Origin of the sequence: Mesorhizobium sp. M0862 (genome assembly GCF_040319795.1) — a bacterium.
Classification (GTDB): Bacteria; Pseudomonadota; Alphaproteobacteria; order Rhizobiales; family Rhizobiaceae; genus Mesorhizobium.
Genome location: NZ_JAMYOJ010000014.1, coordinates 65,385 through 87,652, shown reverse-complemented (window position 1 = coordinate 87,652; position 22,268 = coordinate 65,385). Strand labels below are relative to the sequence as shown.

Genomic DNA, 22,268 nt, shown 5'->3' with positions numbered 1-22,268 from the left:
TAATCGTGGTTACACAGGAGCAAAAAATGCCAAACATTGTTCGAAATATGGTGTTTCTAATTTCAGCCTTTTTTAGTATAGTTCCTTTGGCGTTTGCGCAGCAGAATCAGGAAATTGAGATAGTTCTGCAATCGCGCCTGACTTCTTTTGGAAACGATACCCCACTAATTATTGACTTTACTCTCACGAACCGGTCACGCAGCCCGATCAGACTGCTCAGGTGGGCCACGCCGATCGACGGCGTCTCGGGCGAAATTTTTTCAGTAGCGAGAGGGTCGCAGCCAATTCAGTATATTGGCCCTTTGGTGAAGCGAGCAGAACCGACCGAGGCTGACTTTATCAATATCGAACCCGGACAATCGATTTCGGTGCCCGTCGATCTGTCATTGTACTACGCCATCTATGAAGCAGGGATCTATGCGGTTACCTATGATACAGAGAGAGTGGGTCTGCTGGTTGGCCCTCAAGGTGCCCTGAGACGCGCCCAGGTTCTGAGCAACGCCGTCACGTTCAGGCTTCTATCCGGTCGAATTCCTCCGGAACGGGTACCGCTCTCGGCACCCAAATTCGACCAGTGTGACAGCTCTCAACAGGACGATATTGGCGCTGCGCTGGCGGAAGCAAACAACATAGCCTCGGCTGCCCTGCAGGTTTTGCAGGGCACGCCTTCTGCCCAGCAACCGAATTCCCAACGATATCTGACATGGTTTGGGGCGCATACCGTAGGACTGTACGCGAAGGCCACTGGAAATTTCTCGAAGATTGCGGATGCTCTTGCAAACAAAGCAATATCGTTTGGATGTCACGGCAGCGTCTGCGGACCGGGAGTTTATGCGTATGTGTTCCGTGGTCAACCTTATAATATCTTTGTTTGTCAAAAGTTCTGGTCAGCCGCTCTGAAAGGAACGGATTCAAGATCTGGAACGATTGTACACGAAATTAGTCACTTTGAGGTCGTCGTCTTCACAGACGACTATTCCTCTGGTGGTCAAAATACCGCCAAGCTACTCGCGGTTGAAAACCCCCCGCAAGCCACAGAAAATGCCGATAGTCATGAATACTTTGCGGAGAACAACCCGGATCTTCCGATGTGAGGGACACCCAGGCAACTGATCCAGCGTGGATACGGGTGCCGTATTGCCATCAGAAACGAGAAAAGATCACCGAGGGCCGGACACATTGCGATCGCATGGTGAATGTCCGCTATCGCTCCCGCACACCGAAAGCGGTCCGGTCGCTCTCGGCCAAAATGCGACATTCAACTTTCGTCTCGTCCTGTCAGGATTTGGCAAGCCGCCCGCCGGCTGGCTCCGAAATGTAGGATCGAAGTCCTGGCGCGCATGCTAATGCGGACAACACGAACTGGACCGGTTTGGCAGTGATCCACTGCGCGCGCCAAACCCCGGCCGATTCACGGCGCAGCCGTAAACCCGCACTGCTTCTGTTCCATCTCGATCTGCTTCGTGATGCGGATGGCGTTCTGGGCGTAGGCTTCCGTTACCGAGCCGCTGTTGACGGTCTTGTCCTTCAGCGGGCTGACCGCTGCGCAGAGGTGGAAGACATGCTCGGTGTCGGACTTGGTGGCGCCGTTTTCCGGCGCGATCCAGTAGACGATATCCTGGCCATTGGGGTGCGCCGCGTCCTTCGTCGCCGCGGCCACCGTGGTGGAGTCGGTGGCGATCGCCTGCGCCTGGGCGGCGACCTCGGGCGAACAGGCCGTGGTCGGCTGCCCCGCCTTGATCTGTTCCGCGCAGGTGTTCATGTCCTGCGTGTACTGCTCGACCGATGGCGGCTGGTAGCTGACCCCGATCAGCGTCGCCAGCACGGCCAGCACGGCGCCGATGCCGCCGGCCACCTTCTTGCTCTTCGGGTCCATGTTCTTGTCGTTGAGGATCAAGACAACCAGCGGCAGGAAGGCAATCAGGGTGATGATCGCGCCGAGCTGGTTCTGGACGAAGAACCGGAATGTGTCGGATTCGCGGGCCGGGTCCTTCCGGTTGGCCGCCTTCCAGAGCAGGCTGCCGGCGATGGCGAAGATCGCGATGCCGACCAGAATGCCGATCAGCAGCGGCAGGTTGCCCTGGTCGAACTTGTGCTTGTAGAGCAGTACGATCCCGGCGATCTCGCCGCCAATGGCGATGACCCACGACAGCACGGCGAACAGGCGCAGCCGCGTGGCCCCGGACTTCTGGCCCTGCGTTGCCTGCCAGTCCTTGGTAACGTCTACGGTCGGCTTGTTGTCGGTCATGACCAGATCCCCCGGTATCGACACTTTTGCTGGGCGGCGTCAAAGGCGCCCGGCGCAGCGTCATTGATCGAACGTCGCCTGCCTCGGCGCGAAAGCGCCACGGCAGACCCCATCCTTATTGCGCATGATGGGATTCGTCCATAGCCGAGGGGGCGGACGACGATGCCGGCGATGGCGCGGAGGAGGGCAGGGCAATCGCATAAGGCGGCGCCAGCGAATACCCCCACCCTTGATCCCTCCCCACAAGGGGAAGGGAGACTTGGTAGGCGCCGATCGCCGCAAATCGCCTGGGTTCCACGCCAGAAAGGGTGGCTTGCGGCAGCGTTCCCTCCCCCTTGTGGGGAGGGTTAGGGTGGGGGTCCTCTTCGTAAGAACTCATATGTGATCGCCTTGCGCCGACGAAGGGAAGGTGGGTCGCCGAACCCGAGGGAGCGCCATATGCGATCGCCCTGCCATAGGTCGGATCACGCCACCGCGGGAACGCAACTAATTTGTTTACAAATGTTTCTGGGCGGCATCGGTTTGTGAAGCGCTTCACCGTTGCCGCGCAATCGATCGGTTACAGAGGCGGCGCAAGAGCGGGCCTGAGGCAGCGCTCTGCTGCTGCATGGAGGTAACCGATGTTTGAAAGTCTCAGCAGAATTCGTGCTGCCCTGGCGCGCGCCAGCAAGCACAGGAAGACCGTGCGCGCACTGAACGCGCTGCCGACGGAGATCCAGAAGGACATTGGCTGGACGGAGTCGAGGTCGATCGATGAGATAAGGCTGCCGTTCTAGCGCCGCATCCAGCGTCGCTAATATATCGCTCGCCATCGATTGTTCGGAAGCGTACAGTATAGCATCGTCGGCCACATCAATGGGCGCTGACGCTTGGGAGCGACCATCGCACTCCTGCCCCGACAGGAGGCATTGGAGCCATGGCGGAGCAACCGAGACAGTCCGGTCTGAGCGCCGAGGCGCTCGCGGCCTTGGCGCGGGAAACCGGGGCCTCCGAGCAGCAGATACAAGAGATCGCATCGCTGATCGGCAACGATCGCTCGTCCATCGTGCGCGAAGCGCGCATGGTTGCGGCTGACCGCCCGAAGCGCTGATCCAGGAAAAGCTGCTGGATTGATCCATGGGGCGTCGCCCCTGATTTGTCGGTTTTGTACGAAGTACAATGGCTGAATCCGAGTCAGCTATCGTCCAATGACCGTTTGCATTTGGGCAGGGCGCCGACGGCTGGGAGATGACATGTGCTCTTGCCCTTGACGGGAGAGAGCGATGGACCAGTCGGTCAGCAAGGAGAAAAGCGGCCTCTTGCGCCGCATGAACCCGGCCGACTTCGCACTGCTTGCGCCGCATTTGCACCATCGTGTGCTCGATCTCAAAGCCCCGCTCGAAATGGCGGGCGAGCCGGTCGCCTCGGTCTGCTTCCTGGAAAGCGGCCTGGCCTCGGTGGTGGCGAGGAACCGGCCGGGGCTCGACACCGAGGTCGGCATCATCGGCCACGAAGGCATGTCGGGCTCCGCCTTGGTGATGGGCGCCGACTGGGCGCCCCATGACTGCTACATGCAGATGCCGGGCGAGGCGGTGTGCATCGATTCCGAGCCGTTCAAGGCAGCGTTGCAGAAAAGCCCGACGCTTCGCGCCTTCCTGCTGCGCTATGCCCATTATCTCCACGGCCAGACCAAATCCACGGCGCTGAGCAATGCCCGCGCCAAGCTCGAGGATCGGCTGGCCAGATGGCTCCTGATGTGTGACGACAGGGTGGTCGGCCATCAGATCCAGATCACGCATGAGTTCCTGTCCGTCATGCTCGGCGTCAGGCGTCCGGGCGTCACCATCGGCCTGCAGATCCTGGAAGGGCGCGGCCTGATCCGGTCGCGGCGCGGCGAGATCGTCATCCGCGACCGGGATGGCCTGATCGCCGTCGCCGACGGCTTCTACGGCCAGGCCGAGGCCGAATACGAACGCCTGCTGGGCTGAGCCTGGCACGGGCTGGAAATGGCCGACGCGAATGCCGGTGAAAGCATGTTGCCAGAGCCGCGCCGGCCATTTGCGGCCATCTGGGGAGAGGCCGCCCGGCAAATCTAGCATCGGCGCAAAAGCGGGCAACGAACCGCAATCGCTTGGTAAAAACCGTACAATCGAATTGTGTTGAACCTTGGTTCGGCAAGAGTATGAATCCGCTGTCGTCGACCATTGTATGGGGCGCTGGCGCCTGAGACTTCGACAGGCTCGCGCGCCCGATGTGAACGGGGAAAACCGAAATGGCAGAACTGCTTTTCGATGTATCCGCCTTCGATTGCGCCATCCTGCGCGCCGCCTTCATCAAATCGGTGATGGAAGACAATGTCCCGGAAAAGCGCTGGCGCGCGCTCGCCGCTTCCCTGGTTCGCGACCTGACCGACCACGAAGACGTCGAGCCGGATCTGCTCGGCTGGATCACGCGCAAGTAGCAATATCCTGACGGTCCGGCGGCTACCCCAGCCACCACCACAGCGCCGCGATCGCCGCAAGCACCGCCGCCACCGACAGCCCCAGCATGATGTAGCTGCCCTTGATGATGTCGCGGATGATCTTCTTCACGCTTTCGCGGTCGTTGAGGTTGGGGAAGGGCTCGTTGGGCAGCGCCACGCCGAGGAAGCCGCAGAGCGGCGCCCAGCCATCGCTGACCTTGAACACCAGAAGCTTCTCCGGCGGCACGGCCGCTATCACCTCCTCGGTGTAGGCGTTGTAGCGCGCCACCGCCTTGGCGCGGTCGTCCATCACGCCGGCAAGCGTGCGGCCCCAGATCAGCCTGTGCGACATGTCGCCGAATTTGCGGCCGAACGGCGTCAGCCATTCCAGCACCTTGAACTGCCACAATGTCTCGGTGAAGTGGATGGTGTCGATGGTGCTGTCGTACCAGGCCTCGGCGCCGCGCGGATGCAGGGTGAGCAGCACCTTGGCGTCGGGATAGGCGGCCATCAATTCGCGCCACACGCAGCATCCCGGATTGTCGACCGTCGCCTTGTAATTGGCAAAGACTCTGGTCCAGTCGTGCTGGCTGCCGGGCGGGCTGTTGGCCACCTTGCGCCAGAAGTCGAGATGGCCCTTGTTGGCCTTGTTGAGGATGACTTCCTGCATGTGGTAGCTGGGAAGGCCCAGCCTGTTCAGCGCGGCAAAGGTCGACCATGTGCCGGTGCGGCCGAATCCGGCCCCGATGAGCTCAAGCGTCATTTTAACCCCCCTTGTTGAGACCGCTTTTCTTTTTATGTCGGTCCGCTCGGAATGAGGTTGCATCCGCGCCCCTCGGCGCGCAACAATTTTCCCTGTCCAGGGCAGAAATGTGTTTGCTTTTTCGTCTGGGCCACGCGGAATGAGGGTCTGGCTATTCCAGCGGGTGAGGGAGCCTGATAATAGGTCAGTCAGATTGACCTAAATCGCATGGGCCGGAACGGTCATGCTGGACCAGATGCCGTATCCCGGGAGGTGGGCTCGTGAGTTTGATGGACCTGTTGGCGTCGCGCGCCTCGCGCATGAAGGCGTCGGAAATCCGCGAGCTGCTCAAACTGCTCGACCAGCCCGACATCATCTCCTTTGCCGGCGGCATCCCCGATCCGGCTTTGTTTCCGGCGCAGGCGATCGCCGATGCTTACGCCTCGGTGCTGGGCGGCGCGGAGGCGAGCGCAGCACTTCAGTATCAGGTCTCCGAAGGCTATCTGCCGCTCAGAAAATGGCTGGCCGGCCAGATGGGCAAGCTTGGCATCGCCTGCGACGAGCACAACATCTTCATCACCTCCGGCTCGCAGCAGGCGCTGGATTATCTGGGCAAGCTGTTCCTGTCGCCCGGCGACACAGCGCTCGTGACGTGGCCGACCTATCTCGGCGCGCTCCAGGCCTTCAACGCCTATGAGCCGCGCTACGACCGGCTGACGCCGGATGGCGGCAACATGACGCCCGCCGCCTACCAGGCGGCGGCTGCCGCTGCAGGCGGCAAAGTGAAATTCGCCTATCTCGTGCCCGATTTCGCCAACCCGACCGGCGAGACGCTGAATCGCCAGCAGCGCGAGGCGGTGCTTGACCTCGCCGGCGAGCTCGACATTGCCGTCATCGAGGACGCCGCCTATCGCGCGCTGCGCTATGACGGCGAGGGCCAGCCGCCGATCCTGGCGCTCGACTGCGAACGCTCAGGCGGCATCGAAAACGCCCGCACGCTCTATTGCGGCTCGTTCTCCAAAATCCTGTCGCCGGGCATGCGCGTCGGCTGGGTCTGCGCGCCGCGCCGTGTCGTCGAGCGGCTGGTGCTGATGAAGCAGGCGTCGGACCTGCACAGCCCGTCGATCAACCAGCTGGTCATGCACCGCGTCTCCGAGGCCGTGTATGACGGCCAGGTGGAAAAGCTGATCGGCGCCTACCGCCAGCGCCGCGACGGCTTGCTTGCAGCACTCGAAGCGGAAATGCCGGATGGCGTCAGCTGGAGCCGGCCGGAAGGCGGCATGTTCGTTTGGCTGACGCTGCCTGAAGGTGCGGACGCCACGGCACTGCTCGCCCGCTCGGTCAAGGAAGCCCGCGTGGCCTTCGTGCCGGGCAACGCATTCTACGCCGACGGTTCGGGACGCAACACGATGCGGATGAGCTTTACGCTCGCAGATGAACGCGCCGTGGGTGAAGGCGTGCCGAGGCTGGCGAAATTGATGGGCTAATCTCCCCCCTCGAGGGGGAGATGTCGCCGAAGGCGACAGAGGGGGTCGCCGCGCGTGGAGCGCTAACCTTCATCAGTCGCAGGAGGTCGCGCCCAGTCGAGCCGACCCCCTCTGGCCTGCCGGCCATCTCCCCCTCAAGGGGGGAGATTAGCTCACTCCGCCACCACCAATTTATCCTGCGTCTTCGTCTCGAAATCGCTGGCGTCGTGGCGCTCGTGCAGTTGCATGGCCGGGTCGCCGAAGGCGCGGTTGACCATGCGGCCGCGTTGCACGGTCGGGCGGGCGTCGATCGCCTTGGCCCAGCGTTGTACGTGCTCGTAGTCCTGCACCGACAGGAATTCGGCGGAATCATTGTACATGCGGCCGAGCGCAAGGCCGCCATACCAGGGCCATACCGCCATGTCGGCGATCGAATAGCCGGCGCCGCCGAGATATTCAGTCTCCGCCAGCCGCCGGTCGAGCACGTCGAGCTGGCGCTTGGTCTCCATGGCGAAGCGGTCGATGGCGTATTCGATTTTTTCGGGCGCATAGGCGTAGAAATGGCCGAAGCCGCCGCCGAGATAGGGCGCCGAACCCATCTGCCAGAACAGCCAGGACAAGGTTTCCGCGCGCGCCGGCTGTTCGGTCGGCAGGAACTCGCCGAACTTTTCCGCGAGATAAAGCAGGATCGAACCGGACTCGAAGACGCGGACAGGCGTCTTGCCGCTGCGGTCGAGCAGCGCCGGGATCTTGGAGTTGGGGTTGACCTCGACAAACCCCGAGCCGAACTGGTCGCCATCGTTGATGCGGATCAGCCAAGCGTCGTATTCGGCGCCCTTGTGGCCGAGCGCCAGAAGCTCCTCCAGCATGACAGTCACTTTGACCCCATTCGGCGTCGCCAGCGAATAGAGCTGCAGCGGATGCTTGCCGACCGGCAGCACCTTGTCATGCGTCGGACCGGCAATAGGCCGGTTGATGCTGGCGAACGTGCCGCCATTGGCTTTCTTCCAGCTCCAGACTTTCGGCGGGGTGTATTCGGTCATGCGGGAAATTCCTTGGTTTGGCGGGCGAAACGACTTGCGCGACGGCGCGAGACTGATGGCGGAAAAGTCGGCGGAACCTAGATACGGGAACACATAGGTGCAATTCAGAAAGGTTCAACTTGTGTTGAACTATTATCGATGTCGGCGCCGCCCCTCATCGCCCTGCCGGGCACTTCTCCCCGTATAGTGACGGGGAGAAGGACGCTGTCGCCTACTGATTTCCCCAATTGCCAGCGTTGCCAAGAGCGCCGATGTTGCGGCCATCTCCCTTCTCCCCGTCGCTATACGGGGAGAAGGTGCCGGCAGGCGGATGAGGAGCAGCGCCAGCCTCTGAAATGATTGCCTTGTTGCCTAAGCCCTTGCGCCCTGTGCAGCGCGGCATACCTATAGAGGATACTGCCCACGAATATCTGCCAGGGTGAAAGCATGCCGATCGATCCCGTTTCCCCGCTCTTGCGCTCCGTCGTTGGCGTGCGCGCCATGGTTCCTGACGATGCCTTCACGGCCAATGCCTTGGGCACGCGCCGCGAAGGCAGCGGCGTCGTTATCCGCGGCGACGGGCTGGTGCTCACCATAGGCTATCTCATCACCGAGGCCGAGGAGGTCTGGCTGACCGACCAGGACGGCCGCGTCGTGCCGGCACATGCGCTGGCCTATGACCAGGAGACAGGCTTCGGCCTGGTGCAGGCGCTGGCGCCGCTCGGCCTGCCGGCGGTGGCGCTGGGCGACGCGTCAAAGGCCAATATCGGCGACCCCGTGGTCTTTGCCGACGGCACCGGCCGCTCGGTCAAGGCGCACATCGTCACCAAGCAGGAATTCGCCGGCTATTGGGAATATCTGCTTGACGAGGCGATCTTCATTGCCCCGGCGCACCCGTCTTGGGGCGGCGCGGCACTCATCGGCCAGGATGGCAGGCTGCTCGGCATCGGTTCGCTGCTTTTGCAGATGAGCCGCAACGGCGAGGTCGCTGACATCAACATGGTCGTGCCGATCAACCTTCTGACCCCGATCCTCGACGATCTGCTGACGCGCGGCCAGGTGGCGAAGCCGCCACGCCCATGGCTCGGCGCCTTCTCGGCCGAGTCGAACGGTGCGGTCGTGGTGATGAGCGTCGCCGAAGGCGGCCCCGCCGCCAAGGCCGGCCTGCGCCAGGGCGACATCATCTCCGACGTGCGCGATGGCGAGGTCGACGGTCTCGCCGATTTCTACCGCAAGCTATGGCAGAATCCGGCGGGTTCGGAGATTCCTCTCAGGGTCGTGCGTGACGGTCGTGAGACTTGGCTGCGAGTGAAATCCGCCGACCGAAACAGCTTTTTGAAGAAACCGCATCTGCAGTGAAGGCCAATCTCCCCCCAAGTGGGGGAGATGCCCGGCAGGGCAGAGGGGGGCGCGAAGGATCGCGGCCTCTCGATCTGTTTTCTGACAAGAATCGCGGGATAAACGTGGCTGACACTGGCCGGTGCGTTGGCGGGACAGCGGCCCCCCTGCCGGCCATCTCCCCCACGAGGGGGGAGATTGGCTGCCCCCTCAATCCCCGCATACCCTAAAAGGCGTCCCCGTGTCCCACTCCGCGAAGGGCACGACCTGGCCTTCGACAGACACGATACTGTTCACCTTGCTGTCATCATCCTGCGTCTGCATACTTTTGCCCTTGCCGGTTAGCACGTCGTAGTCGCAGCTGCTGTAGACGACAACGGACTGGTATTTGTAATGGTCATAGGCAACGCCGGCGACGACGAAGGCCTCGTTGCGCCAGGCGATGGTCAGCGTCATGTCGGTCCGCTCGCCGGGGCCGATCAGCCCCGGCAGAGAGATCTTGATCGAGCCGTTGGGCAGCAAGGTCAACTCCGGTTCGATGCCGGAGCCCTCATACTGCGGCTGGTCGTAGTCGTTCCATTCGCCGTAGACCTGCTCATGCACGACGCCGGCGGGTTTCAGAAAATTGTACTTTTTGTCCCTCAGGAAGAAATGCATGTCCATGGTATCGTCTTCGGGCTCGGTCTCGACGATCATCGCCAGATCGGCGGCGCCGTCCCCATTGAAGTCGCCGGTCAGCGCGGTGATGATCTTCTGGGTTTCGATGGGTTCGGCGAGCGCCGAGGCCGGCAGCAGAAGGATGAGGCCGAGTAACATCGATCGCATAGCATTTCCCCCGAATTGCAGTCTGCCTTGCCCGGCTCGACCAGCCGGGAAACTGCCATGAGCGCCGGCTTGGGCGCAAGCCGGCTCGCAATAGGCTAGGGGGTATCGACGCCGCTGACGGAAACTGGCATCGACAGCCGATACAGCCGGCCCGGCAACAACGAGGTGATGATGGCGCCGTTCAAGGTCGATCCCGACAAGGTTCATGAATTCCCCGATCCCGACAGTTTTTACGCCTGGCTGCGCGAAAATCATGCCGGCGAGAGCGAGGTCTGGATCAAGGTCCACAAGGTCGGCTCGGGCCTCGCCTCGATCACGCCGAAGCAGGCCATCGACGTGGCGCTGTGCTTCGGCTGGATCGACGCCATACGCAAGCCGCTCGACGACAAGAGCTTTCTGCAGCGCTACACGCCGCGCGGCAAGAAGAGCATCTGGAGCAAGATCAACATCGACAATGTCGCCCGCCTGGTCGAGGAGGGCCGCATGACCGAACACGGGCTGAAACAGGTCGAGGCGGCCAAGGCCGACGGCCGCTGGGACCGCGCCTATGCCTCAGGCAAGGACATGAAGATCCCTGACGATCTGCAGGCCGCCATCGACGCCGAGCCGAAGGCGAAGGAGATGCTGGCAAAGCTTTCCGCCCAGAACCGGTTCGCGCTGGCGTTTCGAACGCACAACATGAAGACGGAGGCGGGGCGCAGGAAGAAGATCGAGGCTTTTGTCGAGATGCTGAAGCGCGGCGAGACGATCTATCCGCAGAAGCGGTGAGGCGACGGCAAGCGGCTGCCATGGTGCGCGCAGCTAAAAACCCGCGTGTGAGGTTCTGGCCTCCCTTTCTCGGACATAACCTATTGTTTTTACGGTATTTTCCACTCGGCGTGTGGGTGATAGATGCGATAGTGGAAAAAACAAAGCAACTTATTGTTAATTAAGAGTTTTCCACTATGTTAACTTGATCCTGGCTTAAGAGTGGAAAACGATGCTGAGAGAGTTGACCGGCGAGCAGCGGCGCCAACTCATAGATACGCAACAGGTCTACGAGGCCTGGCAGCGTGCTGATGACCAGCGCCAAAGGCGCTTTGCAGGCAGCATGCGCTGGGTTGAGCGCAGCGGTGCTGAATACCTGCTGCGGAAGGTCCGGCAGGTCGAGAATTCACTCGGGCCGAAAAGCAGCCAGACGGAGAAGGCGTTCGCTGCGTTTTCCGAGGGCAGGGTGCAGAACAAGGATCTGCTGGCAGGTCTGGCCGATCGCCTGAACGGCCTGGCGAAAGTCAATGTGGCAATGGGGTTGGGCAGGGTGCCGGCCATCGCCGCACGGATATTGCGGCGGTGCGCCGAAACAGACCTGGTGGGCAAGCAGTTGCTGGTCGTCGGCACGAATGCGCTGTTCGCTTACGAGGCTCTGGCGGGCGTCCAGATCACCAGCGGTCTCACGGCAACCGGCGACATTGACCTGCTCTTCGATTCCCGACGCCGCATCAGCTTCGTGACCGGCGAGAGGGTAAGCCAGTCCGGCCTGATAGGCGTGTTGCGTAAAGTGGACAGGTCCTTCAAGCCGCTCCAGCCCCGAGCCTTCAGGGCAACGAACCGTGATGGCTATCTGGTCGACCTGATCCGACCGCAGGCAAGACATGTCCTCAAGGACAACGCCACTACCTCCGTTACACCGCTTGCCGACGACCTCGACAGCGCACGCACGGAGGGGCTGCAATGGCTCATCAACGCCCCGAAGGTGGAGGCTGTGGCGATCGATGAGCGTGGCTATCCCGTAAGCATGCCGACGGTCGACCCTCGAATGTTCGCTCTGCACAAGGCTTGGCTGGCCACGCGGCCTGATCGGTCTGCGGTCAAGGCAGTGAGAGATCGTGAACAGGCGGAAGCGGCTGCACGCATTGCCACGGGCTATCTTGCGCTTCCGCTGGACAGCGAGCATCTCAAAGGGCTTCCGGGGGCACTGCTGGACGCCGCGGCCGCAACGCTGTCCCTTCCTGGCCCGAGCGGCTTTTCTGAAGACCTTCCAATTGAGCCGGACTGGTAGCGCCCACACGCCATGCTACGAAAATAGCATTCTCCCCTTGCGAAATCTGATGCTACGTTTCCCGGCGCACCCAGGGCGGAGGGGTTGCCAAGAGGAGAAGTGGCGGGCGCTGGCCCGGATTTCAGCGAGAACCGGACGGAGCTGTTGAACCATTGCAAGGCCGCCGCGTTTTCCAGCGTCGGCCACAAGGGAGGAACCACCTGTGAAAGCATCCTATCTCGTCTCAGCCGCGCTGCTTGCGGCGACTGCGATGCCGGCGGCGGCCGGCGAAATTTCCGACGGCAAGGTCAAGATCGGCATCCTCAACGACCAGTCGGGCGTCTATGCCGATTTCGGCGGCAAATGGTCGGTCGAGGCCGCCAAGATGGCGGTCGAGGATTTTGGCGGCAAGGTGCAGGGCGCGCCCATCGAGATCGTCAACGCCGATCACCAGAACAAGCCCGACATTGCCTCCAACATTGCGCGCCAGTGGTACGACACCGAGCAGGTCGACGCGATCATGGAACTGACGACATCCTCGGTGGCGCTCGCAGTCCAGGGGTTGTCCAAGGAAAAGAAGAAGATCGACATCGTCACCGGAGCGGCATCGGCCGACCTGACCGGCAAGCAATGCTCGCCCTACGGTTTCCACTGGGCTTACGATACCCACTCGCAGGCGGTCGGCACCGGCGGCGCGCTGGTGCAGCAGGGCGGCGACAGCTGGTATTTCATCACCGTCGACTATGCCTTCGGCTATTCGCTGAAGGAGCAGACCTCAAAGGTTGTTGAGGCAAGCGGCGGCAAAGTGCTGGGCGAGGTGCGTTACCCCTTGGGATCGACGGATTATTCCTCCTTCCTGCTGCAGGCGCAGTCCTCCGGCGCCAAGGTTATCGGCCTTGCCAATGCCGGCCTCGACACCTCCAATACCATCAAGCAGGCGGCCGAGTTCGGCATCGTCGCCGGCGGCCAGCGGCTGGCAGCACTTCTGTTCACGCTTGCCGAGGTGCACGGCCTCGGACTGCAGGCGGCGCAGGGCGTGGTGCTCACCGAAGGGTTTTACTGGGACCGCGACGACAAGAGCCGCGACTTCGCCGGGCGCTTCTTCAAGCGCACCAACCGCATGCCCAACATGATCCAGGCCGGCACCTATTCGGCGGTGCTGCAATATCTCAAGGCCATCGACAAGGCCGGCACCGCCCGAGGAGAGCAAGAAGGACTGGGATTACTACACCTACCTTGCGACCATTCCGGGCGACAAGGCCTTCATCAAGGCTGAAGACAGCGGCTGCCCGCTCGTCACTAAGTGACGCTGGTGCAAGCCGTGGCCGTCCAGCCGGACGGTGCCGAAATCAAGCCGCGGGTGGTGCTCTCCGTCCGCGGCCTGCGGCGCGACTTTGCCGGTTTCGTCGCCGTCAACAATGTCGACCTCGACGTCCATCACGGCCAGATCCATGCGCTGATCGGGCCGAACGGCGCCGGCAAGACGACGATCTTCAACCTCTTGACCAAGTTCCTGCAGCCGAGCAGCGGCAGGATCGAACTGTTGGGCAACGACATCACCCGCACCGCGCCGGCCAGGGTGGCGCGCATGGGTCTCGTCCGCTCGTTCCAGATATCGGCGATCTTTCCGCATCTGAGCGTGCTCGACAATGTCCGCGTCGCCTTGCAGCGGCCGAGCGGGCTCGGCTTCCAGTTCTGGCGCTCGCTGGCCGCGCTTGACCAACTGACTCCACGGGCGCGCGAACTGCTTGCCGTCGTCGGTCTCGACGATGTCGCGCATCGTCCGGCCGGCGATCTCTCCTATGGCAGGAAGCGCGTGCTCGAGATCGCCACCACGCTGGCGCTCGACCCGAAAGTGCTGCTGCTCGACGAGCCGATGGCCGGCATGGGGCACGAGGATGTCGGCGTCATTTCCGGCATCATCCGCTCGCTGGCAACGGACCGCGCCGTGCTGATGGTCGAGCACAATCTCACCGTCGTCGCCGACCTCTGCGACTGGATCACCGTCATGCAGCGCGGCCAGGTGCTCGCCGCCGGCGACTACGCGACGGTGAGCAACGATGAGCGCGTCAGGGTCGCCTACATGGGGACCGAGCAGGGGGACCGAGCATGAGTGAGCCGCTGCTTGCCGTGCGCGATCTCCACGCCTGGTATGGCGAGGGCCATGCGCTGCATGGCGTCAACCTCGACGTTTTTCGCGGTGAGACCGTGACGCTGCTCGGCCGCAACGGTGTCGGCAAGACCACAACGCTGCGCGCCATCATGGGGGTGGTCCGCAAGCGCAGCGGCAGCGTCGCCTTCGACGGCAGCGACCTGATGCGCCTGCCGCTGCATCGTGTTGCCCATCGCGGCATCGGCTTCGTGCCGGAGGAACGCGGCATCTTCGCCACGCTCACCGTCGACGAGAACCTGATCCTGCCGCCGGTGGTGGCCAAGGGCGGCATGAGCGTCCACGAGATCTTCGATCTCTTTCCCAACCTCAAGGAGCGGCGCAACAGCCCCGGCACCAAACTGTCCGGCGGCGAACAGCAGATGCTGGCCATCGCCCGCATCCTGCGGACGGGCGTGCAGATGCTGCTGCTCGACGAACCGACCGAAGGCCTGGCGCCGGTCATCGTCCAGCGCATCGGCGAACTGCTGGCAACCTTGAAGAAGCGCGGCATGACCATCCTGCTCGTCGAGCAGAATTTCCGCTTCGCCGCGCGCATCGCCGACCGCTTCTATCTGATGGAGCATGGCAAGGTGGTGGAGGGTTTTGCCGTAAGCGAGCTTGCCGCTCACACGCAACAGCTGCACGAGGTGTTGGGGGTATGATGACGACAGCCCACGGCAGTACCCCCACCCCGCTGCTGCGCAGCGACCCTCCCCACAAGGGGGAGGGTGGAGGGCCACCGCCCTACCTCCCCCTTGTGGGGAGGTCGGACCGAAGGTCCGGGTGGGGGTACGTGCCGCACAGACGCATCCCGCTTGCAACACCCTCGGTGACGGCGCCATGACCATGATCTTCGGCATCCCCGTCCAGGCCTTGCTCGGCCAGATGCTGGTCGGGCTGATCAACGGCTCCTTCTACGCCATGCTGAGCCTCGGCCTGGCCGTCATCTTCGGCCTGCTGCGGATCATCAATTTCGCCCATGGCGCACTCTATATGCTCGGCGCCTTCATCGGTTACCTGCTGCTCGTCCATCTCGGCATCGGCTACTGGCCGGCGCTGCTCCTGGTTCCGCTCATCGTCGGCGTCTTCGGCATGGCGGTCGAGCGCGTGGCGCTGTCGCGGCTCTACCGCCTGGATCCGCTCTACGGGCTGCTGTTCACCTTCGGACTGGCGCTGGTCATCGAAGGCGTGTTCCGTTTCTACTACGGCGTGTCGGGCAACCCTTATGCCGTTCCGGCGCAGCTTGCCGGCGGCACCAATCTCGGCTTCATGTTCCTGCCCAACTATCGCGGCTGGGTGGTGGTGGCCTCGCTCATTATCTGCATCGGCACCTGGCTCCTGATCGAAAAGACCAGGCTCGGCTCCTATCTGCGCGCCGCGACCGAAAATCCCGAGCTGGTGCAGGCCTTCGGCGTCAACGTGCCGCTGCTGCTGACGCTCACCTATGGGCTCGGCGCGGCGCTCGCCGGCCTTGCCGGTATTCTCGCCGCGCCCGTCTACCAAGTCAGTCCGCTGATGGGCTCCGATATCATCATCGTCGTCTTTGCCGTCGTCGTGGTCGGCGGCATGGGTTCGATCCTCGGGGCCATCGTCACCGGCTATATGCTTGGCCTCGCCGAGGGCCTGACCAAGGTGTTCTATCCCGAGGCGTCGAACCTCGTCGTCTTCGTCATCATGGCGGTCGTGCTGCTCCTGCGCCCCGCCGGCCTGTTCGGAAGGGACGCCTGAGATGAGCGAGGCAACCCTTCACCAACAGCGCACCGCCGCCTCCGTGCGGCTGGAGCGGGTATTGCTGGCATTGGCCATACTGGCGCTGATAGCCGCGCCCTTCTTCGTCTATCCGATCTTCCTGATGAAGATGCTGTGCTTCGCGCTGTTTGCCTGCGCCTTCAACCTGCTGCTCGGCTACACCGGGCTGTTGTCGTTCGGCCACGCCACCTTCTACGGCGCCGCCGCCTATTTCTGCGCCTACGCCGTCAAGGCATGGGGCTGGCCGCCCGAGGCCGGCATCCTGCTCGGCACCGCCGGAGCGGCCGTGCTCGGCCTGGTCATGGGCTTCCTCGCCATCCGCCGGCAAGGCATCTATTTCTCGATGATCACGCTGGCGCTGGCGCAGATGTTTTATTTCTTCTGTGTCCAGGCGCCGTTCACCGAAGGCGAGGACGGCATACAGGGCGTGCCGCGCGGGCATCTGTTCGGCATCGTCGATCTCAACGTCACGCTCAACATGTATTTCGTCGTGCTTGCCGTCTTCCTCATCGGCGTCTTCGCCGTCTGGCGCATCGTCAACTCGCCCTTCGGCATGATCCTGCGTTCGATCCGCGAGAACGAGAACCGCGCCATCTCGCTGGGCTATTCGGTCGGCCGCTACAAGCTCGCCGCCTTCGTCATGTCGGCAGCCCTTGCTGGGCTTGCCGGCGCCACCAAGGCGATCGTCTTCCAGTTCGCGACGCTGACCGATGTCACCTGGCAGATGTCGGGCGAGGTGATCCTGATGACACTGCTCGGCGGCATCGGCACCATGGTCGGTCCTGTAGTCGGCGCCGGCCTGGTAGTCGGGCTGGAAAACACCCTCGCCACCTCCGGCTTCCCGGTGACCATCGCCACCGGCCTGATCTTCATGATCTGCGTGCTGGTCTTTCGCCGCGGCATCGTCGGCGAGATTTACGCGCGCTGGCTGGCGCCGGCCAACGGCGAGGAGGCCCGCGATCAATAGGTGATGGTCACCACCACCGTGTCGGTGTAGACGCCGGCCGAGGGCGTCGTCTGCGGCGGCACGCGGCCATAGACGGTGAGCGCCTGGGCCGTACCGGTTCCGGTGCCGGCCACCGTGCTTCCCGGCGTTCCGGCATCACCCCAGGGCTGCGCGCGCGCAATGTCCTTGTAGAGGCCGTAGGTGACCCGCTCGGCCCCCTTCGACATCTTGCGGTTGGTCGGCGTGCCGCCTGTCGTGCCGCCATCCAGGGAAACCGTATAGGCGGTCGACGGCGTGCAGGTCACCGAGACCTGGCCGGTGGCATCGGCATTAGCGGTGAGCACGCCCTTTGAGCCAAAATCGATGTTCTGGGTGGTGACCAGGCAGTTTGCCTGGACCGTGGCGTTGATGGTGAAGGTCGGATCGGGCGCCGTCAGACCGAAGCCGGTGTTGCAGCTGTTGCCGAGCAGGTCGTTCTGGTAGCGAAACTCGACGTGGATGCCCGAAAATATCGACTGATAGGTGCCCGGCGGAACCGCTGACTGGCCGCCGGTCACCCGAGCGTAGATCGTGGCGCTGCCGGATGCATTGCCGATGAGAATGGGCACCAGCACCTGCGGCGGCGGGCGCGATGCATAGGCCCAGGCATAGGAACCCCACACGACGCTCATTCCGGGGTCCGAATAGAGCTGGTAGTTAAGGCTGTTGGCGCCGCTCGCCATCTGCCTGGCTGCCGCCGAGGTAGCACCCCCACTGCCGGCGCCGATATGCGGACAGAACAGGATGCGCACCACGCCGCCGGTGCAATTCATGTTGAGTGTCGCCGTCGCGGTGGCTGCGGTGGCCGACAGCGTGTCGATGAGACCGAAATTCATGTCGGTGACGGTACCGGTGCAGCTCTGCGCCCGGGCCAGCGACGGCAGCAGTACGAGGATTATAACGACTGCAGCGCGCATCATTTGGCCTGGGATTTTCATTGGCACACCACATCCTTGATCGTCACTTGCCGGCCTCGCACCGCTTCGAACGGGAAATCCGCTCGGCACGAGCTGCCGTCCGCCAGACCGACCACCACCGCATTCTGCTTGCCGAGGCCCTTGATGTAGGCCTGCCCATCATAGCCGACGACGAAATCTTCCGTGCCGCCGTCGACGCGGCCGGCAAGCCCGGCTTCGAGCGGCGTGCCGCTCGGGTCGACCAGCGTCACCAGCGCGGCCTGCGCCGCCTCCGACACGCCGAACTTCAGCACGACGCCGTTGCGGTCGGCCGGAACGACAGTCTCCTTGGTGGTCGGAATATCGGCGTCGACGGGCAGGTTCTTCGGGTCTATCGACACCGTGTTCGGCTCATAGGAATTCAGCCCGGTGACCAGGATGCGGCCTTTGCTGTCGGTCTTCCCGACCGGCCGGTTCTGATGCAACACCTCCACGTCCGGCGTGCCGACATCGACGACGGCAAAGGCGTCGTCGATGCGATTGGTGGCGAACACGCCGCCGCCTGCGACCGCAATGGCGCCGTCCATCTGGCCGGTCACGCGAAAGTCCTTGTCGAATTGCTGGGCGCCGGCCTCGAAACGCGCAAACGGCGCGCGGTAGCTGACCGCTGCCGAACGATTGGGGACCTCGCCCTCCGAGGTGCGCAGCCGCCAGCCGATGCTGCCGTCCTCGGCCCGCTCCGATTTGGCGAGGTCGGCCACGACATTGAGGCCGTCAGGCCCATGCTCGACACCCGTCGACGCCATGACGTCGTCATTGAACGGGATCGAAATCCCCGCAAAGATGCCATAACTGTCGCCGTCGTCGAGATCGGCGAAGGCCGTGGCATAGAGCGTGCTGCGCTTGAAGATCGCCTGACTATAGGAGAGGCCGACGATCTGGCTGGTCTCGCCTTCGGCATCCTTGAGGTGGGTATAGGAGAAGTTGAGGCTGGAGAAATCGATCGGCATCGGCACGCTGAGCGTCACCTGGTCGACCGCCCGCGGCACACCGGCGCTGAAACGGGTGAAATCATCGGGATCGAGTATGACCGGCTGTGCCGTCACCGAAGCGATGTCATCATAGCCGCCGAACGCCCGCTGCATGCGGGCATTGACCGCCCAGCCATCATAACCGAACTCGACCCTGGCATCGACCAGCGAGCCGGTGCGCCCGTCATGATGGCTGCCGGCGACTGCCAGCGAAGCCGCGCCATATGCCCCGAGCGGGAAGGCAGCGCCTATGCCGCCATTGATCAGATCCGCGCCGCCCTCGGCATGGGCTTCCAATGTCAGCCGGTCGGTCACGCCGTAACGCGCCGTGGCGACCCCCATGACGCGGCCGTCATAATCGTCGGAGGAGATGCCGAAATTGCGCCGCGCCATCCCTGCCTCCACGGAAAAGTCGAGCAGTCCCTGGCGCAGCAGCATGCTGGAGGCATAGAACGGCAAGGTGGCCGTTGTCTCGCGGCCGAGGCTGTCGCGCAACACCACCTGCGCCTGTCCGGCGCCGGTGAACACCGGCAAATTGGTGACCTGGAACGGTCCGGGCTGGATGTCGCCGGAATAGGTGCGCACGTTCTGCGTATAGACCTCGAGCGTCGACGGCACCGCCGCCGTGCCGCCGAAGGAGGGCAGGGGTAGCGTCACCAGGTCCGATCGCAGGTGGAAGTTGCGTTGCGCCTGGATGCCGCCGAGATAGACCGGACGCGTCCACGACAATCCACCGGAGATGAAGTCGCCGGCGCGGTAGGTCATCAGCCGGTCGGGGTCGGAATAGCTCCATGTCGTGTTGAGCCGCGTGAAGCCGCCCAGCCTGCCCTCGGAATAGCCGGCGATGAAGGATTGGCTGAGCGTTCCATAGGGGCTGAACACGCGCGCATCGAAGCCGCCGGAAACGCCTTGGAACAGCTCGACGTCCTTGTCGAACAATGTGTTGGAGCTGGCAAACAGCGAATAGTTGAGAACCGCGCCCAAGCCCGATTGCGGCGCCGGCCGGTCCTGCAAGCGCAAGCCGAGATCCACCATGCGCGCCTCGCGGCTGTCATTGGCGGCGGTGACGTAGAGGCTTTGGGCTACCTCATCGATCCGAAACGAAACGTCGGCCAACTGGTCGAGCCTGACCAGGCCGCCGGCGTCGGCTATGGCCTCCGGCGGTTTCAGGCCGACCTCCTTCAGCTCTTGGGGCGCCGCCGCCAGCCCACCATCCGGCATCTCGATAAAATTGCCGACCAGCTTGGTCGAAACGTCGTTGATGAACACCTCGAGATAGAGGCTGCGGCCCGCTGGCAAAACGGAAGCCGGCTGTTCGAGGTTCGTCACGGCCGGAAATTCCTGCGAACGCACCGCCAAGCAAGGTGTGAAAGTCGCAACCGCGACGATGACAGCGACGCTACTTGCCCTTGACGGCAACGTTGGCATCGAAGGGTCCAAGATCGCTCTGTGCCTTCAAAAGCACGGAGCCCGCGGACAGTGATTTGCCGCTGCCGATCGGCCACTGCATGGTCGCGCCGCCCAGCACATAACCGACGAGCCCGTTTCGGTTGCCGAGCTTTTTGCCGTTCTGGGTCAGGGATAGGTTGGACAAGCGGAGACGACTTTCACCGGTATTGCTGGCTGTTAGCACAAGACTGCCGCCCTTGCGCGAAACACTCCAGGCGACTGCCGGCGCAGCGGCATCGGCGTCGCGGAAAAACACCGGGACCGAATAGCGCAGCGCGAGCGCGATCGTACCGGCCTTCTTGCGCGACGGGTCGGGTAACTCGTCGACGATGACGCGGTAGCTTTCCTCGGCCCGCACCGGCGCCTTGCTGACGCGCACGACGCGAACCACGTATTGGGCATTGGGTCCGAGTTTGGTCGATGGCGGGCTGGCGACGACGTCGGTAGTCGGCGTCAGCGTCTCGATCCCGCCAGCCTGGCTCCAGGCGAAGACGCGTATCTGCACATTGATCGGCCGCTTGGGGTCATCGTTGCTGAGGTTGAGAACCGCCGAGGCGTCGGGCGAGATCAGCTCGAGACCTGTCGGCGCCACCCTGAGCGAAGCGGCTTGTGAGAGACCGGCGCACAGCAACAGAACAGCCGTGGCTCCGATGCATGAAAGCATGGATCGCATGATCGTCCTCGTGTTGGTATCGATTGTCAGTACGTTATGGTGATCGCAACGGTGTCGGTGTAGAGGCCCGCCGCCGGTGTCGTCTGCGGTGGAACACGCCCGTAGACCGTCAGCGGCTGAATGGCGCCGTTGCCGGTTCCGCCGACCGTGTCGGTGGGGATCGTGGTGCCCCAAAGCTGCGTCCGGGTGCTTTCCCTGTAGATGGTGTAGTCGATCGTCGCCGACGCCGGCCCGGTCATCTTGCGAACAGCAACCGTTGCGCCCGCGCCCGCTCCGGCGCTCAGACCAACATTGTAGGACTTGCCGGTCGTGCATTGCACGTTGATGGTGCTGGTCTGGTCGACATTCGCATCAATGACACCGTGCGAGCCGAAATCGAGATCGCTCGCCGTCTGCACCTTGCATTCGTCGGTAATCGTGATGCGGACATTCATGCTGCCCGTCGCGGTCGCGGCGATCGCGGGCAGGATGGGAAGCAGCGACGCTCCCGCCAGCAGCGCATATTTCAGCAATCTCATGCGTGTTTCCTCCGTCGGGCAGACCGTTCCTCGCAACACAGTCTTGACCGGATTTCACTCCTACAGCTCCTCCGTTGCATGCTTCGCAAGACATCAACGATACAGTAATGTCAGAAGCGAACTGTGCAACGATTATTACAACTTAGATTCGGATTACGACAGCGAATAACTTCGGTATGTATCGGATAATTTTGGTTAATATTTGGTTAACAGAGATGAAATGGACATTTTTCCGAAGTGAAAGTTCGTCTGTCGAAAATTTATTTTGCTTCTCGTGCCGAAAAGGCGAAAATATCTGGCAAATCATCTTGATTTTGTAGAGTCTCACCTGTCGTACTTTATTATCGATATTTCGCGGCGTGCACCGGCGCCAAGCAGCCATCGCCATAGCCGCGCCGGTAGCTGTTCGCGCCTGTCCAAGCCTTGCGGTCGTGCTGACAGGGCCGCATTCGCCAAAACCGTGTTCCGCCCGGCCCAAGCATGGCCGTCCCGGCTGAGATAAATCCACCGCCGTCGGATCGCGGCGAAACACATGCGAATCGTTCTTGCCACGCTGGCCCGGATTTCTTCGGCGGCGCATCGGCCGGACGGGAGATGCGCCTGTTGTCCCTTGGAGCCATGATCCACGGCCGGCAGCCGCGCGGACCGGCTGCCAGACGTCAGAAAAGGAAGAACGATGAAGAAGACCTATGAAAAGCCACAGCTCGAAAAGCGCCA

21 protein-coding genes and 1 pseudogene are annotated in these 22,268 nt (G+C 62.7%); 14 read left to right on the top strand and 8 right to left on the bottom strand.

Annotated elements, in window-relative coordinates; all coding sequences use genetic code 11:
• The first annotated feature begins 26 nt into the window (after window positions 1-26).
• The gene (locus tag NKI15_RS21220) at window positions 27-1,094 is read left to right on the top strand and encodes a M35 family metallo-endopeptidase (RefSeq protein ID WP_084567155.1); all 1,068 of its coding nucleotides are present in this window, start codon (window positions 27-29) and stop codon (window positions 1,092-1,094) included.
• A 317-nt stretch (window positions 1,095-1,411) separates the two neighbouring features.
• Here NKI15_RS21220 and NKI15_RS21215 read toward each other — a convergent pair whose 3' ends face one another.
• Window positions 1,412-2,248: an SLC5/6 family protein gene (locus NKI15_RS21215; protein ID WP_023747802.1), complete on the bottom strand. Its 837-nt coding sequence runs from the start codon at window positions 2,246-2,248 to the stop codon at window positions 1,412-1,414.
• A gap of 620 nt (window positions 2,249-2,868) precedes the next feature.
• On the opposite strand from NKI15_RS21215, the gene NKI15_RS21210 reads away from it, so the two are divergent.
• The 4 genes from NKI15_RS21210 to NKI15_RS21195 all read left to right on the top strand — a co-directional run bounded on the left by NKI15_RS21210 (window position 2,869) and on the right by NKI15_RS21195 (window position 4,688).
• The gene (locus tag NKI15_RS21210; protein ID WP_023671409.1) at window positions 2,869-3,024 is read left to right on the top strand and encodes a DUF1127 domain-containing protein; all 156 of its coding nucleotides are present in this window, start codon (window positions 2,869-2,871) and stop codon (window positions 3,022-3,024) included.
• Between the two features lie 140 nt (window positions 3,025-3,164).
• Window positions 3,165-3,338 carry a hypothetical protein gene (locus tag NKI15_RS21205; protein WP_023689840.1) on the top strand — a complete coding sequence of 58 codons (174 nt, stop codon included), beginning with the start codon at window positions 3,165-3,167 and terminating at the stop codon, window positions 3,336-3,338.
• Window positions 3,339-3,510: 172 nt separating this feature from the next.
• The gene (locus tag NKI15_RS21200; RefSeq protein WP_023685922.1) at window positions 3,511-4,215 is read left to right on the top strand and encodes a Crp/Fnr family transcriptional regulator; all 705 of its coding nucleotides are present in this window, start codon (window positions 3,511-3,513) and stop codon (window positions 4,213-4,215) included.
• Window positions 4,216-4,499: 284 nt separating this feature from the next.
• Entirely contained in the window at window positions 4,500-4,688 is a 189-nt protein-coding gene (locus NKI15_RS21195) for a hypothetical protein (RefSeq protein ID WP_023671412.1), read from the top strand.
• Between the two features lie 22 nt (window positions 4,689-4,710).
• Here NKI15_RS21195 and NKI15_RS21190 read toward each other — a convergent pair whose 3' ends face one another.
• On the bottom strand, window positions 4,711-5,451 hold the full coding sequence (locus NKI15_RS21190) for a sulfotransferase family protein (RefSeq protein WP_023693766.1): 741 nt from the start codon (window positions 5,449-5,451) through the stop codon (window positions 4,711-4,713).
• A 269-nt stretch (window positions 5,452-5,720) separates the two neighbouring features.
• Between NKI15_RS21190 and NKI15_RS21185 the strand changes: the two genes are divergently transcribed.
• A complete protein-coding gene (locus tag NKI15_RS21185; protein ID WP_352515081.1) occupies window positions 5,721-6,917 on the top strand; it encodes an aminotransferase-like domain-containing protein in 1,197 nt (398 codons plus the stop codon).
• A 152-nt stretch (window positions 6,918-7,069) separates the two neighbouring features.
• Here the strand turns inward: NKI15_RS21185 and yghU are convergent, their stop codons facing one another.
• The gene (gene yghU / locus NKI15_RS21180) at window positions 7,070-7,939 is read right to left on the bottom strand and encodes a glutathione-dependent disulfide-bond oxidoreductase (protein WP_352515063.1); all 870 of its coding nucleotides are present in this window, start codon (window positions 7,937-7,939) and stop codon (window positions 7,070-7,072) included.
• Between the two features lie 426 nt (window positions 7,940-8,365).
• Here yghU and NKI15_RS21175 point away from each other — a divergent pair, with 426 nt between their 5' ends.
• Entirely contained in the window at window positions 8,366-9,277 is a 912-nt protein-coding gene (locus NKI15_RS21175; protein WP_023707112.1) for a S1C family serine protease, read from the top strand.
• Window positions 9,278-9,466: 189 nt separating this feature from the next.
• On the opposite strand, the gene NKI15_RS21170 is transcribed toward NKI15_RS21175, so the two are convergent.
• Window positions 9,467-10,081, bottom strand: a complete 615-nt coding sequence (locus tag NKI15_RS21170; protein ID WP_352515064.1) for a hypothetical protein — start codon at window positions 10,079-10,081, stop codon at window positions 9,467-9,469.
• Between the two features lie 171 nt (window positions 10,082-10,252).
• Between NKI15_RS21170 and NKI15_RS21165 the strand changes: the two genes are divergently transcribed.
• The 7 genes and pseudogenes from NKI15_RS21165 to NKI15_RS21135 all read left to right on the top strand — a co-directional run bounded on the left by NKI15_RS21165 (window position 10,253) and on the right by NKI15_RS21135 (window position 16,966).
• Window positions 10,253-10,849, top strand: a complete 597-nt coding sequence (locus NKI15_RS21165) for a YdeI/OmpD-associated family protein (protein ID WP_023693762.1) — start codon at window positions 10,253-10,255, stop codon at window positions 10,847-10,849.
• A gap of 211 nt (window positions 10,850-11,060) precedes the next feature.
• Window positions 11,061-12,119: a GSU2403 family nucleotidyltransferase fold protein gene (locus tag NKI15_RS21160; RefSeq protein ID WP_352515065.1), complete on the top strand. Its 1,059-nt coding sequence runs from the start codon at window positions 11,061-11,063 to the stop codon at window positions 12,117-12,119.
• Window positions 12,120-12,321: 202 nt separating this feature from the next.
• Window positions 12,322-13,405, top strand: a pseudogene (locus NKI15_RS21155) (ABC transporter substrate-binding protein).
• A gap of 14 nt (window positions 13,406-13,419) precedes the next feature.
• Entirely contained in the window at window positions 13,420-14,211 is a 792-nt protein-coding gene (locus NKI15_RS21150) for an ABC transporter ATP-binding protein (protein WP_286439222.1), read from the top strand.
• A complete protein-coding gene (locus NKI15_RS21145) occupies window positions 14,208-14,912 on the top strand; it encodes an ABC transporter ATP-binding protein (RefSeq protein WP_023707119.1) in 705 nt (234 codons plus the stop codon). The genes NKI15_RS21150 and NKI15_RS21145 overlap by 4 nt, the downstream gene beginning before the upstream one ends.
• Window positions 14,913-15,090: 178 nt before the next feature.
• The gene (locus tag NKI15_RS21140; RefSeq protein WP_023671423.1) at window positions 15,091-15,978 is read left to right on the top strand and encodes a branched-chain amino acid ABC transporter permease; all 888 of its coding nucleotides are present in this window, start codon (window positions 15,091-15,093) and stop codon (window positions 15,976-15,978) included.
• A gap of 1 nt (window position 15,979) precedes the next feature.
• Window positions 15,980-16,966 (top strand): branched-chain amino acid ABC transporter permease, encoded by a 987-nt coding sequence (locus NKI15_RS21135; protein WP_023707120.1) that lies wholly within the window; start codon window positions 15,980-15,982, stop codon window positions 16,964-16,966.
• On the opposite strand, the gene NKI15_RS21130 is transcribed toward NKI15_RS21135, so the two are convergent.
• From NKI15_RS21130 to NKI15_RS21115, 4 genes are read right to left on the bottom strand one after another with little or no spacing between them, the layout of a single operon-like run.
• Window positions 16,960-17,904: a Csu type fimbrial protein gene (locus NKI15_RS21130; RefSeq protein WP_023707121.1), complete on the bottom strand. Its 945-nt coding sequence runs from the start codon at window positions 17,902-17,904 to the stop codon at window positions 16,960-16,962. The genes NKI15_RS21135 and NKI15_RS21130 overlap by 7 nt on opposite strands.
• Before the next feature lie 14 nt (window positions 17,905-17,918).
• Entirely contained in the window at window positions 17,919-20,339 is a 2,421-nt protein-coding gene (locus tag NKI15_RS21125) for a fimbria/pilus outer membrane usher protein (RefSeq protein ID WP_023709701.1), read from the bottom strand.
• Window positions 20,311-21,033: a fimbrial biogenesis chaperone gene (locus tag NKI15_RS21120; RefSeq protein WP_023707124.1), complete on the bottom strand. Its 723-nt coding sequence runs from the start codon at window positions 21,031-21,033 to the stop codon at window positions 20,311-20,313. Before NKI15_RS21120 ends, NKI15_RS21125 begins: the two co-directional genes overlap by 29 nt.
• Before the next feature lie 26 nt (window positions 21,034-21,059).
• Window positions 21,060-21,551 carry a Csu type fimbrial protein gene (locus tag NKI15_RS21115; RefSeq protein ID WP_023685937.1) on the bottom strand — a complete coding sequence of 164 codons (492 nt, stop codon included), beginning with the start codon at window positions 21,549-21,551 and terminating at the stop codon, window positions 21,060-21,062.
• Between the last annotated feature and the right edge of the window lie 717 nt (window positions 21,552-22,268).